The organism is Rhodococcus zopfii NBRC 100606 = JCM 9919, assembly GCF_001895025.1.
GTDB lineage: Bacteria > Actinomycetota > Actinomycetes > Mycobacteriales > Mycobacteriaceae > Rhodococcus > Rhodococcus zopfii.
The window spans coordinates 67,301-81,306 of sequence record NZ_BCXI01000023.1 but is presented as its reverse complement, the minus strand read 5'-3'; the positions used below and the strand labels follow the sequence as shown (position 1 = coordinate 81,306).

13 protein-coding genes and 2 tRNA genes are annotated in these 14,006 nt (G+C 69.2%); 8 read left to right on the top strand and 7 right to left on the bottom strand.

The window, feature by feature from the left end; translation table 11 throughout:
* Window positions 1-8 precede the first annotated feature (8 nt).
* Window positions 9-85: transfer RNA gene (locus RZ1_RS16005), tRNA-Pro, on the bottom strand.
* A 144-nt stretch (window positions 86-229) separates the two neighbouring features.
* Here RZ1_RS16005 and RZ1_RS16000 point away from each other — a divergent pair.
* The 4 genes from RZ1_RS16000 (at window position 230) to RZ1_RS15985 (ending at window position 4,084) form a co-directional block, all read left to right on the top strand.
* Window positions 230-303, top strand: a tRNA-Gly gene (locus tag RZ1_RS16000).
* A 153-nt stretch (window positions 304-456) separates the two neighbouring features.
* The gene (locus RZ1_RS15995) at window positions 457-1,686 is read left to right on the top strand and encodes a wax ester/triacylglycerol synthase domain-containing protein (RefSeq protein WP_083583727.1); all 1,230 of its coding nucleotides are present in this window, start codon (window positions 457-459) and stop codon (window positions 1,684-1,686) included.
* Between the two features lie 110 nt (window positions 1,687-1,796).
* Window positions 1,797-2,513 carry a GA module-containing protein gene (locus RZ1_RS15990; RefSeq protein WP_244899339.1) on the top strand — a complete coding sequence of 239 codons (717 nt, stop codon included), beginning with the start codon at window positions 1,797-1,799 and terminating at the stop codon, window positions 2,511-2,513.
* Between the two features lie 176 nt (window positions 2,514-2,689).
* Window positions 2,690-4,084 carry a wax ester/triacylglycerol synthase domain-containing protein gene (locus RZ1_RS15985; protein WP_072813376.1) on the top strand — a complete coding sequence of 465 codons (1,395 nt, stop codon included), beginning with the start codon at window positions 2,690-2,692 and terminating at the stop codon, window positions 4,082-4,084.
* A gap of 3 nt (window positions 4,085-4,087) precedes the next feature.
* Here the strand turns inward: RZ1_RS15985 and RZ1_RS15980 are convergent, their stop codons facing one another.
* The 3 genes from RZ1_RS15980 to RZ1_RS15970 all read right to left on the bottom strand — a co-directional run bounded on the left by RZ1_RS15980 (window position 4,088) and on the right by RZ1_RS15970 (window position 6,111).
* Entirely contained in the window at window positions 4,088-4,885 is a 798-nt protein-coding gene (locus RZ1_RS15980; protein WP_072813374.1) for an Fpg/Nei family DNA glycosylase, read from the bottom strand.
* A 30-nt stretch (window positions 4,886-4,915) separates the two neighbouring features.
* Window positions 4,916-5,389 carry a ribose-5-phosphate isomerase gene (locus RZ1_RS15975; RefSeq protein ID WP_072813444.1) on the bottom strand — a complete coding sequence of 158 codons (474 nt, stop codon included), beginning with the start codon at window positions 5,387-5,389 and terminating at the stop codon, window positions 4,916-4,918.
* A 104-nt stretch (window positions 5,390-5,493) separates the two neighbouring features.
* Window positions 5,494-6,111, bottom strand: coding sequence for a mycothiol-dependent nitroreductase Rv2466c family protein (locus tag RZ1_RS15970; RefSeq protein WP_072813372.1), 618 nt, complete (start codon window positions 6,109-6,111; stop codon window positions 5,494-5,496).
* 167 nt (window positions 6,112-6,278) lie between these two features.
* On the opposite strand from RZ1_RS15970, the gene RZ1_RS15965 reads away from it, so the two are divergent.
* Both RZ1_RS15965 and pepN read left to right on the top strand, forming a co-directional pair.
* Window positions 6,279-7,511, top strand: coding sequence for an NAD(P)/FAD-dependent oxidoreductase (locus tag RZ1_RS15965; RefSeq protein WP_072813442.1), 1,233 nt, complete (start codon window positions 6,279-6,281; stop codon window positions 7,509-7,511).
* A 92-nt stretch (window positions 7,512-7,603) separates the two neighbouring features.
* Window positions 7,604-10,186: an aminopeptidase N gene (gene pepN, locus RZ1_RS15960; protein WP_072813370.1), complete on the top strand. Its 2,583-nt coding sequence runs from the start codon at window positions 7,604-7,606 to the stop codon at window positions 10,184-10,186.
* A gap of 84 nt (window positions 10,187-10,270) precedes the next feature.
* Here the strand turns inward: pepN and RZ1_RS15955 are convergent, their stop codons facing one another.
* The 3 genes from RZ1_RS15955 to RZ1_RS15945 form a co-directional block, all read right to left on the bottom strand.
* On the bottom strand, window positions 10,271-10,747 hold the full coding sequence (locus tag RZ1_RS15955; protein ID WP_072813368.1) for a DUF5130 family protein: 477 nt from the start codon (window positions 10,745-10,747) through the stop codon (window positions 10,271-10,273).
* On the bottom strand, window positions 10,734-10,991 hold the full coding sequence (ctaJ, locus tag RZ1_RS15950) for an aa3-type cytochrome oxidase subunit CtaJ (protein WP_072813366.1): 258 nt from the start codon (window positions 10,989-10,991) through the stop codon (window positions 10,734-10,736). The genes RZ1_RS15955 and ctaJ overlap by 14 nt, the downstream gene beginning before the upstream one ends.
* Window positions 10,992-11,055: 64 nt before the next feature.
* Window positions 11,056-11,682, bottom strand: coding sequence for an HNH endonuclease (locus RZ1_RS15945; protein WP_072813365.1), 627 nt, complete (start codon window positions 11,680-11,682; stop codon window positions 11,056-11,058).
* Between the two features lie 165 nt (window positions 11,683-11,847).
* On the opposite strand from RZ1_RS15945, the gene RZ1_RS15940 reads away from it, so the two are divergent.
* Window positions 11,848-12,240, top strand: a complete 393-nt coding sequence (locus tag RZ1_RS15940; RefSeq protein ID WP_072813363.1) for a globin — start codon at window positions 11,848-11,850, stop codon at window positions 12,238-12,240.
* A 109-nt stretch (window positions 12,241-12,349) separates the two neighbouring features.
* Window positions 12,350-13,990, top strand: a complete 1,641-nt coding sequence (locus RZ1_RS15935) for a glycoside hydrolase family 13 protein (protein ID WP_072813361.1) — start codon at window positions 12,350-12,352, stop codon at window positions 13,988-13,990.
* The last annotated feature ends 16 nt before the right edge of the window (window positions 13,991-14,006 follow it).

Below are 14,006 nucleotides of genomic sequence, written 5' to 3'. Positions count from 1 at the left end.
GTTCGTTCTGGTCGGGATGACAGGATTTGAACCTGCGACCCTCCGCTCCCAAAGCGGATGCGCTACCAAGCTGCGCCACATCCCGTCGTCCTACCCGGCACCCGTCGACCGCCCGGGGACCCGTTGAGGAATCCTACGGCCCCCCGATTATGAATTCCAAAGCGAGGTTCGGTACAGTCTCATCCGGCAGCGACGGAGACGGCGATCCCGGCAGAAGTCGCTTGCTCGTGGGGATGTAGCTCAATGGTAGAGCCCCAGTCTTCCAAACTGGCTACGCGGGTTCGATTCCCGTCATCCCCTCCATGGGATCTCACGCCCGCCACCGATTTCCGGTGGCGGGCGTGAATCGTTTCCGGACCACTCGACCCGATCGTCCCGGTCACCGTTTCGACTCGAAACGGTCATCGCCCCGAGATCGAACGGTTCAACCGGTGTCGGTATGAGAACGTTCCGATCATGAACGACGTTTCCGGCCCTTCCCCGGAGCCTCCTGTGCGGGCGGCGATGCGGTCGACGATCGTCGCCGCCGTCCTGCTGGACGCCTCCCCCGACTGGGATCGGGTCGGCGAGATGCTCGCGGGCGGCACCCCCGAAACGCCGGCGTTCCGGCACCGCGTCGTGGACGTGCCCTTCGGTCTGGCCCCGCCGCGATGGGCCGGGGAACACGACTCGGACCTGCCGTGGCAGCTCGACCGTGTGACGCTGCCCCACTCCACGGATTTCGACGATGTTCTCGACTACGCGCGCACGAGCTCTCCGGCCACGATCCCCGAGCACCCCCAGTGGGAACTGACGCTGGTCGAGGGGCTGCTCGGGGGCCAGTCCGCACTGCTGATCCGCATCCACCACGCGTACGCCGACGGCGCCGATGGCACCCACATCACTGCCCGCATCGTCGATCTCGAACGGCACGGGCGGGAAGAACCGGGATCGGACCGGGACACGACCACAGCGGACGATGCGTCCGCCCGGGCCGCCGACCGCGCAGCAGGCTCGTTCGGTTCCCTCGTCGGCTCGGTGGCCGGGCTGATGCAGTCCCTGACCGCACCGCTGCGGTGGCTCACCTCGTCGAGCGAACCCACGAAGACCGACGACCGGCGACTGCACGTGGTCGACGTGCCGCTCGCCGAGCTGCGGGCGGCAGCCGAACGCGCGGGCAGCACCCTGGACAGCGCGTGCCTCGCGGCAGTGCTTCTCGGGCTGGCCGACTACCGGTTCCGCCGCGGCATCGACGTCGACGAGCTGAGCCTGGCGATGCCACTGGCCGACCCCGAGAACGGCGGTACCGGGATCAACCTGGCCCGGGCGGACCTGCCGGTGCCCGCCGACGACCCCGCCCTGCTCATGCGACTGCTGGACGAATACTCCGGCCCCAGCACCGAACCCGGCCGCCACCTCGCTCCCCCTCCGAACCTGCTGCCTGCGGTGGTCGACGACCCACTCGACCACGACGACGTGTTCGCCTGCACGGTGCCGGGCTCGCACGTGCCGCTGTACGTGGCGGGCGCGAAGATCGAGAAGTACTACGGTTTCGGACCGACGCTCGGTTCTGCGTTCAACGTGACGCTGATGTCGTACCTGGACAGCTGCTGCCTCGGGTTCACCGTCGACACCGACGCGGTGCGCGACGCCGGGATGTTCGACGATTGCATCCGAGCCGGTCTGCGCGCAGTCCTCGAGAGCTGAACCGTCGGTACGCTGGACGTTGCACCCGTACGCCCAGTCGGAAGGCACATCGTCGTGGAACTCCTGCTCATCGTCCTCGGAGCCAGAAGAACTCGTCCGGTCACGGCGCGGTGCGACTCGACGACGCCAAGGCCGACGCTCGCCAGGCGATCGAGCGTCTCGGCGGCCAGATCTACAACCTGACGGGCACCGACGACGCGTCGAAGCAGGCGCTCGCGGACGCGGCCGAGCGCTATACCGCCGCCGGCTCGCAGATCGATCAGGCACAAACCCCCGCGCAGGCACGACTGGCCAAGCAGAGCGCACTCGAAGGTCTGTATTACATCCGGGCCGCACGCACCGCGATGGGTATGGACCCCGGTCCCGACATCCCGTCGCTCGACGGCCAGAAGTCGGCCGGTGCGGTCACCGAGGACCGGCAGATCGAATTCGAGGGCCGGCAGGTCGCCGCGTCCCCGTCCCCGTCGGCGCGGACACCGAACTACTACCCGGGCGGCCGGGTCGCGGGCCGTCCGGTGCCGGCGGGCTGGTACTCGGAGCCGTGGTGGAAGCCGGCGCTGGTCGCGGGCGCTTGGGGTGTGGGGTCGATGCTGCTCTTCTCGGCGATGTTCTCGGGCATGGCCGGGGTGCCGTACGACGCACAGGCGTTCGAGAGCGGCGCCGGCGACGGCACCGCAGACGCCGGTGACGCCGACGGGGGCGACGGGGGCGACGACTTCGGCGACGGGGGCGACGACTTCGGCGGTGGTGGCGGCGACTTCGGCGGCGGCGATTTCGGGGGCGGCGATTTCGGGGGCGGCGATTTCGGGGGCGGGTTCGACTTCTGACCGGCCCGACCACGGGATCGTCCACCCTGCCACATCGGCACACGACAGCCGCGCGTCCCGACGCGCGCGGCTGTCGCTCCTCTCGGCGGCTGCCGAGCACGGTTCGGGGACTTCCGACGGACCGGCCGGGATAGTCGACTCTGGCCGCAGCCCCGACAATGTGGGATCGTCCGTAGATGAGCACCGCAGCGCGGCGGATGGCGCAGACCGACTTCCTCACGTGGAGCATGGAGCAGGACCCTGCACTGCGCTCGACGATCGTCGCCGTCATCACCCTCGATTCTTCTCCCGACTGGGACCGCATCGTCGAGATGATGGACCGCGGCACCCGCGACATTCCACACTTCCGGCACCGTGTCGTGTCCGTTCCGCTCGGCCTGGGCGCGCCGCGCTGGGTCGCGGACCCGGACTTCGACCTGTCCTGGCATCTGCGGCACGTGGCGCTGCCGTCACCCGGCACGTTCGACGACGTTCTCGAACTCGCCCGCATCGCGGCGATGACGGCATTCGACCGGGCGCGCCCACTGTGGGAGTTCACCGTGATCGACGGGATCGCCGATGGACGCGCGGCATTGATGCTCAAGGTGCATCACGCGCTGACCGATGGCCTCGGCGGTATGCAGATGACGGCGCACATCGTCGATTTCACGCGCGAAGGCACACCGCGTCCCGAGCCCGCCGCGCCTCCGGAGCCGGAACGACCCGGGTCGTTGGACCTGGTGACCGAGATACTCGGCGAGTACAGGTCGCAGGCGCGCGGCGCCGTCGTCCAGGGGCTGCGGTCGGTGTGGCCCGCGACTCGCGCGGTGGTCACCCATCCGATCGGCGCGGCGCGCGGAGTGCTCGGAACGGTGTCGTCGGTGGCCCGCTATCTGCGTCCGATCACAACGATCGCATCGCCGGTGATGACCGATCGCGCATTGGGACGGGCACTCTTCGCGGCCGAATTCCCGCTCGAGGGGTTGCGCGCCGCGGGGCATCGTACCGGGTGCACCGTCAACAGTGCCTTTCTCACGGCACTGATCGTGGGGCTGGATCGCTACCATCGCGAACACGGCGCCGACGACGTCGAGATGCTGCGCGTCACGATGCCGCTGAGCGTGCGCCGGCCGGAGGACCAGATGGGCGGCAACCTCATCAATCTGGCACGTTTCGCCCTTCCGGTTCGCAGCGGTGATGTCGACGACTTGATGCGGGAGATCGACTCGATCGTCCGGAGATGGCGGGGAGAACCGGCTGTGGAAATGGGTCCGATGCTCGCCGCTCCCCTGAACGTTCTCCCGCCGGCGGTGATCGGGAGCATGCTCGAACACGTCGACTTCCTGGCGTCGAACGTGCCGGGATCTCCGGTACCGCTGTATGTGGCGGGTGCGCGTGCCGAGGGTTACTACGCGTTCGGGCCGACGATCGGGTCGTCGTTCAACGTGACGATGGTGTCGTACCTCGGCGTCTGCTACCTGGGCTTCACCCTCGACGTCGGAGCGGTGCCGGACCAGGGCGTGTTCGAGGACTGCATGCGCGCCGGGTTCCGGGACGTCATCGGCGAGACGCCGGACGAGTCGGTGTCGTGACGGTCAGCCTGGTTGGCAGCCGGGGCACCAGAACAGGTTGCGCGCCTGCATGACCGAGTGCAGGACGGGGGTACCGCACACACGGCAGGGGTCACCGGCGCGGCGGTAGACGTAGGTGCGGGGCCGGTCCTTCGCGTAGGCCGGGGCGCCGTGGTCGTGTTCGGGTCGCACGACATGCATGCGACCGCGCTCCATCCCGATCCGCATGAGTTCGACCAGATCCGCCCAGAGGGCATCGAACTCGCTGCGCGACAAGTCTTTTCCGGGGCGTTGCGGACCGATTCCGTGACGGAACAGCACCTCCGCCCGATACACGTTGCCGACGCCGGCGATCACCGCCTGGTTCATGAGCAGCGATCCTATTGCGGTGCGGGACTTGGAGATTCGCGACCAGGCCCGGTCGGGATCGGCGTCGGTGCGCAGCGGGTCGGGCCCGAGCCGGGCCTCGATCGCCTCGACCTCGTGAGGCCCGAGCACGTCGCACGCGGCCGGGCCGCGCAGGTCGCTGCCGTGCGAAACGCCGATCATTCGCATGCGCACCTGGCCGACCGGCTGCCCGAGCGGCAGCGCGGATTCGGTGAACTCGCCGTAGATGCCGAGGTGCACATGCACCACCGCCCCGGTCTCGTAGTGATGGAACAGGTGCTTTCCCCACGCTTCGGCGTGGGTCAGCACCCGCCCGTCGACGAGCGCGGCACCCTCCGAGAAGCGCCCCTGCGGGCTCGACACCCGCACCGCCGCACCGGCGTAGTGCTGCTGGTGCAGGCGGGCGAGCCGATGGAGTATGTGTCCCTCGGGCACCGGGCTGTCGAACCTCCGTCTGCTGTCGGACTAGGCGCCGGGAACGGCGGGAGCGACGCCGGTCGTCTCGTACTCGGCGAGGATGTCGATGCGACGCTGGTGCCGCTCCTCGTTCGACCACGCGGTCGCCAGGAACGCGTCGACGATCGCGAGCGTCTCCTCGAGGCTGTGCATGCGGCCGCCGATGCCGATGAGCTGGGCGTTGTTGTGCTCGCGAGCGAGCTTGGCGGTCTCGACGCTCCACGCGAGCGCACAGCGCGCGCCGGGCACCTTGTTCGCGGCGATCTGCTCGCCGTTGCCGCTGCCGCCGAGGACGATGCCGAGGCTGCCCTCGTCGGCGACGGTGCGGCGCGCCGCCTCGATGCAGAACGCGGGGTAGTCGTCCTGGGCGTCGTATTCGTGTGCGCCGCAGTCGACGGCTTCGTGACCGTTGGCGGTCAGGTGTTCGATGATCTGGTTCTTACGTTCGAAGCCGGCGTGGTCGGCACCCAGGTAAACGCGCATGGCAGCAGAGTCTAACGAGGCGGTTCCGACATCGGCGAACCGCACGCCGGTGAGCACTTCGGGCCGCTGCAGGGGCCCGAAGTGCTCACCGGCGGCGGAGCCGCCTACTCGAAACTCGGATCCTCGGTACGGGTGCGCTTGAGCTCGAAGAAGTGCGGGTAGCCCGCGAGCGCGACCACGCCGTCCCACACCTTGCCGGCTTCCTCCCCGCGCGGGATCTTCGAGAGAACCGGTCCGAAGAACGCGATGCCGTTGACGTGGATCGTCGGGGTTCCCACATCCGTGCCCACCGCGTCCATGCCGGCGGCGTGGCTCGCGCGCAGCGCCTCGTCGTAGGTATCGGTGTCGGCGGCCTCCGCGAGTGCCGGGTCCAGGCCCAGTTCGGAGAGGGCCTTCGCGATCACCGTCGGGAAGTCCTTGTTGCCCTCTTCGTGGATCTGCGTGCCCAGCGCCGTGTAGAGCGAGGGCAGGATCTCGTCGCCGTACTTCTGGGCGGCGGCGATCGCCACGCGCACCGGACCCCACGCCGTCTTCATCATTTCCGCGTACTCGGCGGGCAGGTCCCGGCCCTCGTTGAGGACCGCGAGGCTCATCACGTGGAATCGCGCTTCGATGTCGCGCACTTGGGTAACCTCGAGGATCCAGCGCGAGGTGATCCAGCACCAGGGACAGAGCGGGTCGAACCAGAAATCTGCGGTGTCCTTGGTCGTGGCTTCGCTCACGGAACTCTCCTCCGATGTCGTGTCGCCGACACGTCGGCGACACCCGATGCTTCCTTCGACAGACAACGCCGCCGCCTGTCGGATTCTTCCCGAACCACGCCGGCCCCGGCACGGCACACCGTACGGTCGAGTTCGAACCCGCACGACTCGTGACACGGGAGATTGCGATGCCTACGGAAGAAACGTTCGTGATCATCGGCGCGGGACTGGCCGGAGCCAAGACCGCCGAGGAACTGCGCGCCCGCGATTTCGCCGGGCACATCGTGCTGCTCGGCGACGAGGAGCACCTGCCGTACGAGCGGCCGCCGCTGTCGAAGGAGTACTTCGCCGGCGACAAACGGCTGCTGGACTTCACCGTCCAGCGCGGTGACTGGTACCGCGACCACCGCGTCGAACTGCGGCTGGGCACCACCGTCACGGCGCTGGACCCCGCGGCGCACACGGTGACGCTGCCGGACGACTCGACGCTGCACTACGACAAGCTGGCGCTCGCGACGGGCTCGCGGCCCCGGCTCATCCCCCTGCCGGGAGCCGACGCGTCGGGTGTCCACGTCCTGCGCACCGTCGACCACGCCGACGCGCTGCTCTCGGTGGTGCGGGCGGACGGCGCCCGCCTCGTGATCGTGGGCGCCGGCTGGATCGGACTCGAGGTCGCCGCGAACGCCCGCGGGCACGGCGCCGACGTGACGGTCCTCGAAACGGCCGATCAGCCGTTGCAGGCCGCATTGGGCCCGGAGATCGGTGCCGTGTTCGCGGGGCTGCACCGTGCGCACGGCGTCGACCTGCGGGTGCGGACATCGGTCGAGGAGATCGTCGTCGAATCCGGGCGCGCCACCGGGGTGCGCCTCGGCCACGGCAGTGTCGTGCCCGCCGACGCGGTGCTGCTCGCCGTCGGTGCGGTGCCGAACATCGAGGTCGCGCGCGACGCCGGGCTCGCCGTCGACGGCGGTGTGCTCGTGGACAGCACGCTGACCACCAGCGATCCGGACATCGTCGCGGTCGGTGACATCGCCGAGGCGGAGCATCCGATGCTGGGCGGCCGGGTCCGCGTCGAACACTGGGCGAACGCGTTGAACCAGCCCGCGGTCGCGGCGGCGACGATGTTGGGTCGCCCGGCGTCGTACGACCGTCTCCCCTACTTCTTCACCGACCAGTACGACCTGGGCATGGAGTACGTGGGGCACGCGCCGCGCGACGCGACGGTGGTGACCCGCGGCGATGTCGCGGGCCTGCAGTTCCTGGCGTTCTGGCTCGATTCGGGCAACCGGGTGCGGGCCGGGATGAACGTGAACATCTGGGATGCGGGCGACGACATCCGCACGCTCGTGGGTTCCGGCGCGGCGGTGGATCCGGCGCGGCTCGCCGATCCGGGTGTCGCGCTGGCCGGTCTCGCAGGGTGAGGTCGGCGGTCTGCCCGCGGGTCCGTCCGGTTCGCAGCGGCCGCGCATGATGGGATTGGTCCGTCGCAACCCGTCGTGAGAAGGAGATCTTCGTGGCACCACCGAATCTGACCCGTGAGCAGGCTGCCGAACGGGCCGCGATCCTGGCGGTCGACAACTACCGCATCGAGCTCGATCTCACCGACGGCGCGGGCGCACCCGGCACCAGCACGTTCCGTTCGATCACGACGGTGACTTTCGGTGCCACCGCGGGCGCGTCGACGTTCATCGATCTGATCGCGCAGACGGTGCGCTCGGCGACGCTCAACGGCACCCCGGTCGACGTGTCCGGCTACACCGAGGACACCGGTCTCGCGCTGACCGGGCTGGCCGAGCGCAACGAACTCGTCGTCGACGCGGACTGCATCTACACGAACACCGGTGAGGGCCTGCATCGGTTCGTCGACCCGACCGACGGCGCCGTCTACCTGTACTCGCAGTTCGAGACGGCCGACGCCAAACGCATGTTCGCGTGCTTCGACCAGCCGGACCTGAAGGCCACCTTCGATCTCGCGGTCACCGCACCCACCGACTGGGCGGTGATCTCCAACGCCGAGACGGTGCAGACCGTCGCGGCCACCCCCGGCAGGCACATCTTCCGCACGACGCCCCGGATGAGCACCTATTTGGTCGCGCTGATCGCCGGCCCCTATTCGGTGTGGACGGACGTCTACACCGACGAGCACGGCACGATTCCGCTGGGCATCTACTGCCGCGCATCGCTCGCCGAATTCATGGATGCCGACCGGCTGTTCACCGAGACGAAGCAGGGCTTCGACTTCTACCACCGCAACTTCGGGGTGCCGTACGCGTTCGGCAAGTACGACCAGCTGTTCGTGCCGGAGTTCAATGCGGGCGCGATGGAGAACGCCGGCGCGGTCACGTTCCTCGAGGACTACGTGTTCCGCTCGAAGGTGACCCGCGCGTCGTACGAGCGCCGCGCCGAGACCGTGCTGCACGAGATGGCACACATGTGGTTCGGCGATCTCGTGACCATGCGCTGGTGGGACGACCTGTGGCTCAACGAGTCGTTCGCGACCTTCGCGTCGGTGCTGTGCCAGTCCCGCGCCACCGAGTACACCAACGCGTGGACGACGTTCGCGAACGTCGAGAAGTCGTGGGCGTACCGGCAGGATCAGCTCCCGTCGACGCACCCGATCGCCGCGGACATCCCCGATCTGGCGGCCGTGGAGGTCAACTTCGACGGCATCACCTACGCGAAGGGTGCGTCGGTGCTCAAGCAGCTCGTCGCCTACGTCGGGGAGGAACCGTTCCTCGCGGGTCTGCGCGACTACTTCCGCGACCATGCCTACGGCAACGCCACGTTCGACGACTTGCTCGCGGCGCTCGAGAAGGCGTCGGGCCGCGACCTGTCCGGGTGGGGCGCGCAGTGGCTCAAGACGACGGGTCTGAACATCCTGCGTCCCGATTTCGAGGTCGACGACGACGGGACGTTCTCCCGGTTCACGGTCGTGCAGGAGGGCGCGCAGCCCGGTGCCGGCGAGTTCCGGGTGCACCGCCTGGCGATCGGTGTCTACGACGACGACGGTTCCGGGAAACTGCTGCGCACCCACCGCGTCGAGATCGACGTCGACGCCGCCGCCCGCACCGACGTGCCGGAACTGGTGGGGGTGCCGCGCGGGCAGTTCGTGCTCGTCAACGACGACGACCTGACGTACTGCTCGGTGCGGCTCGACGAACAGTCGCTGCGCACGGTGATCGAACGGGTCGGCGACATCGCCGAGTCGCTGCCCCGCACACTGGTGTGGTCGGCGGCGTGGGAGATGACGCGGCAGGCCGAGCTCAAGGCCCGCGACTTCGTGGCGCTCGTGCAGCGCGGGGTGGCCGCCGAAACCGAGGTAGGGGTGGTGCAGCGGCTGCTCATGCAGGCGCACACGGCGCTCGGCAGCTACGCGGAGCCGGCGTGGGTGGACGGCCCGGGCTGGGCCGACTACGCGAACCGCCTGCTCGAGCTGGCCCGCGACGCCGAGCCGGGGTCCGATCATCAGCTCGCGTTCGTCAACGCGCTGACCTCGGCGCAGTTGTCGGCGTGGCACACCGAGGTGCTCGCCGAACTGCTCGCCGCCGATCCGTCGACGGTGGGGTTGCCGGGGCTGGTCGTCGACACGGATCTGCGGTGGCGGGTCGTGCAGGCGCTGGCCGCCGCCGGGGAGATCGACGCGGACGGTGTCGAGTCGCCGGTGATCGACGCGGAGGCCGAGCGTGATCCCACGGCTGCGGGTGCCCGTCAGGCGGCGGCGGCGCGTGCGGCGCGCCCGCAGGCCGCGGTCAAGGCAAAGGTGTGGGAGACGGTGATCGGCGACGACACCGTCCCGAACATCACCGCCCGCGCGATCATCGGCGGTTTTGCGCCGGCCGGTCAGGGCGAGCTGCTCGAACCGTACGTGGCGCGGTACTTCGCCGACGTCCCGGGTGTGTGGGAGCGGCGGTCGAGCGAGGTCGCGCAAACCGTCGTGGTCGGCCTGTACCCGGCGTGGTCGATCTCGGAGGAGTCGGTCGCGGCGGCCGACGAGTTCCTCACCGGTGATCTGCCGGCCGCGCTGCGCCGGCTCGTCGTCGAGGGTCGCGCCGGCATCGTCCGGTCGTTGAAGGCCCGCACGTTCGACGCCTCCTGAAACCGGGTGAGGGGAACCTTCAGCCTGTTGAACAGGCTGAAGGTTCCCCTCACCGGGAAGCGCTGGAGACCGAAGCGCCGAAAATCAGGGCGCGACGATCGCGTTGCTCATGACGCGAATGGCGCTGACCAGGCCATCGAGAAGCTGGCCCTGGCCGAACGATGCGACCGCGGCGGTCACGCCGAGCTGGGCGACACGATCGGTGACGCGGTCCGCGACGTCGCGGCCGCTGCGGATCTGGATCGACCGCTGGTTCGGGTACACGGCGATGAGCACCGAATCCGCCGCATCGGGCGTCTGCGGGAAGACGGCGTCGGTAGCCGATACCGGGTCCGCCGCATCCGCGATGTACACGTTGAACCGCACCTTCGTGGCGCGGGTGGCGTCGGTAAGCGCGTCGTCGAGCGCGACGAGGTCCCACATCGCGAACGGCGGGTTCTCGTCGAACGACTCGCCGAGCGGGATGGCCCGCGAGATGCGTCCGCTCGCCGTCAGCGCGGCGGCGTACGGCAGATTCTCCGGCGCGATCGCCGGGGCATGGATCACGTCACCACTTGCCACTTGCGGTACCTCCGATCAGTTCCGTCGCCGAACCGGCGTGTCCGTGTCCACCGTGGTGCCCGCGCCCGGCCACCTCGTCGACAGCGCTCCACAGCACCGGCTCGTGATCCCACTTGTCGCCGAGCTTGTACTCGGCCGGATCCTTGGCCGTGTATCGCGGCCCGATGTAGCCCAGCCCCGCGAGGATCAGGATCACCAGCAACGGGATGCCCACGAATATGAGGGTTGTCTCGAGAATGCTCACACCGCAAACGGTAGCCCAGGCGGTACCATCCCGGCGCACTTGGCCCGAGATGTTCACGATGCGCTCAGGCGGCGCCCTCTCCCAGATACGGCAGCCAGGTCGGATGCAGCTCCGGCAAAGTGGCCAGCAGACGCCAGTGCCGGCCTTTCGGTGGTACCAGTGCGGCCCGCAGTGTCCAGCCCAGTTCGCCGAGCAGACGGTCGGCTTTCTTGTGATTGCACGGCGCGCAGCAGGCGACGCAGTTCTCCCACGAATGCTCCCCGCCGCGGCTGCGCGGGACGACGTGATCGATCGTTTCCGCCCGGGCACCGCAGTAGGCGCACCGGTTGCCGTCACGGTGCATGAGCGCGGCCCGGGTCATCGGCACCCGCGCGTGGTGGGGCACCCGGACGAAGGTGCGTAGCCGGATCACCGACGGAAGCTGCATCGATCGGTCCGCCGAGCGCACGACCGGCGCCAGCGGATCCTCGTGCACGGTGTCGGCTTTGCCGCAGGTCATGAGCACCACCGCGCGGCGCGCCGGCAGCGCGGTCAGAGGTTCGTAGGTGGCGTTGAGCAGCAGCACCCGCAGCCCGAACCAGTCCGGTACGGCACCCGGGTCGCGCAGGACACGCAGAGTGTTGGCCCCCGGAACCCCGTCGAGGGCCTCCGTGGGCGGGAGTTGTCGATGCGCGCTGCTGCGATGCTTCATGCGACCTCCGGAAGACTGGGAATAGTGCACCACGGATGCCCCGACATCGCACCCCGAATTCGCCGACGGATGTGGTCGCCATGGTGAACATCCGGTACCGCCCCGGCGGCGGCCCCGCGGCGGAACCGGGCACAATGGGCGAGCGAGAGGGAATGGTGAGAAACGATGAGTGACGAGCAGACCTTCTACGACGCGATCGGCGGCGCCGAGACGTTCCGGAAGATCACCGCGCGCTTCTACGAAGAGGTCGCCCAGGACGAGATCGTCCGGCCGCTGTACCCGGAGGAGGATCTGGGCCCGGCGGAGCGCCGCATGCGCATGTTCCTCGAACAGTACTGGGGTGGTCCCCGCACCTACTCCGAGGAACGGGGACATCCGCGGCTGCGGATGCGCCACCACCCGTTCAAGATCGGTCCGATCGAGCGGGACGCGTGGCTGCGCTGTATGCACGTCGCGATCGCCTCCATCGACGACGCCACGCTCGACGCCGCGCATCGGCGCCGACTCGTCGACTACATCGACATGGCGGCCGATTCGCTGATGAACTCACCCGTCTGAGGCCGCCGCGGAACAGGGCGACCCGGCCGTGCAGCCACCACCGATGCGGCTTCACGCGGGTTTTCCGGCCGCATCCGCACACGGCTCCGAGATTTGACACGATATCCCGGTGTCCCGGCCGCACAGCACTTCGTCCCCGGAGCCTCCCGCTCCGGTGCCCTGGTGGCGCGATGCCGTCTTCTACCAGATCTATCCGCGCTCGTTCGCCGACACGGACGGCGACGGCATCGGCGACCTCGCCGGTATTCGTGACCGCCTCGGCTACATCGAACTGCTCGGCGCCGATGCGATCTGGCTGAACCCGGTGATGCGGTCCCCGATGGCCGATCACGGCTACGACGTGTCCGACCCCCGCGACATCGACCCACTGTTCGGCGATCTCGACGACTTCGACGAACTCGTCCGGGAAGCACACGCCCGGCGGATCCGCGTGGTGATGGATCTGGTGCCGAACCACACCAGCAGCGCACACCCCTGGTTCGCCGCCGCCCTCGCCGCCCCGCCGGGCAGCCGCGAACGCGCCCGCTACCACTTCCGGGACGGTCGCGGACCGGACGGCGACGAGCCGCCGAACAACTGGCCGAGCATCTTCGGTGGTCCCGCCTGGACACGCATCACCGACCCCGACGGCCAGCAACACCAGGGCCGACCCGGCCAGCAACACCAGGGCCGACCCGGCCAGTGGTACCTGCATCTCTTCGCCCCCGAACAACCCGACCTGAACTGGGGAAACGAAGAAGTCTTCGCCGACCTGGAACGGACGCTGCGGTTCTGGCTCGATCGCGGCGTCGACGGCTTCCGCATCGACGTCGCACACGGCATGGCCAAACCGGACGGCCTGCCCGACCACGACGGGTGGCAGTCGAACAAGCTGCTCTCGCACTTCGACACCGACCCTCGGTTCAACGATCCGAACGTGCACGACATCCACCGGCGGATCCGGAAGATCTTCGACGAGTACCCGCACGCGGTGGCGATCGGCGAGATCTGGGTGCACGACCCCCAGCGGTTCGCGGAGTATCTGCGCCCGGACGAACTGCACCTCGGATTCGATTTCCACCTCGCGCTGACGGGGTGGGACGCGACCGCGATCCGGGCGGCGATCGACGGTTCGCTCGCCGCGGTCGCTCCGGTGCAGGGGACCCCGACGTGGACCCTGTCCAACCACGATGTCTCGCGGGAGGTCACCCGGTTCGGGGGCGGTCCGATCGGAATCGCGCGGGCTCGCGCGATGATCCTCGTCGAACTGGCACTGCCGGGGGCGGTGTTCGTCTACAACGGTGCCGAGCTGGGGCTCGCCGACGTCGACCTGCCCGACGAGGCGCTGCAGGATCCGGTGTGGACACGGTCCGGCCACACCGACCGGGGCCGGGACGGCTGCCGGGTGCCGCTGCCGTGGCAGGGCGACCGGCCGCCGTTCGGGTTCACCGCGGCCACGCAGGGCTGGTTGCCGCAACCGGAGAGCTGGGCGGCGCTGACCGCCGAACGGCAACTCGAGGACGTGACGTCGATGCTGTCGCTGTACCGGTCGGCGCTCGAGCTGCGCCGTCGCCGCCCGGAGCTGTCCGGCGGGATCGATTGGTATGGAAGCCCACCCGGCTGCCTGGCGTTCCGGCGGCACGGCGGACTGACGTGCGCGCTCAACACCACCGACGTTCCGGTGCCGCTGCCCCCGGGCGCGGTGCTGCTCGCGAGCACACCCGGGGTGGACACCCAACTCCCGCCGAACAGCGCGGTCTGGTTGCTGTGAAGCTACGAAATATATT

Coding starts and splice junctions, on each gene's coding strand:
- RZ1_RS15995 (WP_083583727.1), top strand. CDS start 457: ATGAACGACGTTTCCGGCCCTTCCCCGGAGCCTCCTGTGCGGGCGGCG.
- RZ1_RS15985 (WP_072813376.1), top strand. CDS start 2,690: ATGAGCACCGCAGCGCGGCGGATGGCGCAGACCGACTTCCTCACGTGG.
- RZ1_RS15975 (WP_072813444.1), bottom strand. CDS start 5,389: ATGCGCGTTTACCTGGGTGCCGACCACGCCGGCTTCGAACGTAAGAAC.
- RZ1_RS15965 (WP_072813442.1), top strand. CDS start 6,279: ATGCCTACGGAAGAAACGTTCGTGATCATCGGCGCGGGACTGGCCGGA.
- RZ1_RS15945 (WP_072813365.1), bottom strand. CDS start 11,682: ATGAAGCATCGCAGCAGCGCGCATCGACAACTCCCGCCCACGGAGGCC.
- RZ1_RS15940 (WP_072813363.1), top strand. CDS start 11,848: ATGAGTGACGAGCAGACCTTCTACGACGCGATCGGCGGCGCCGAGACG.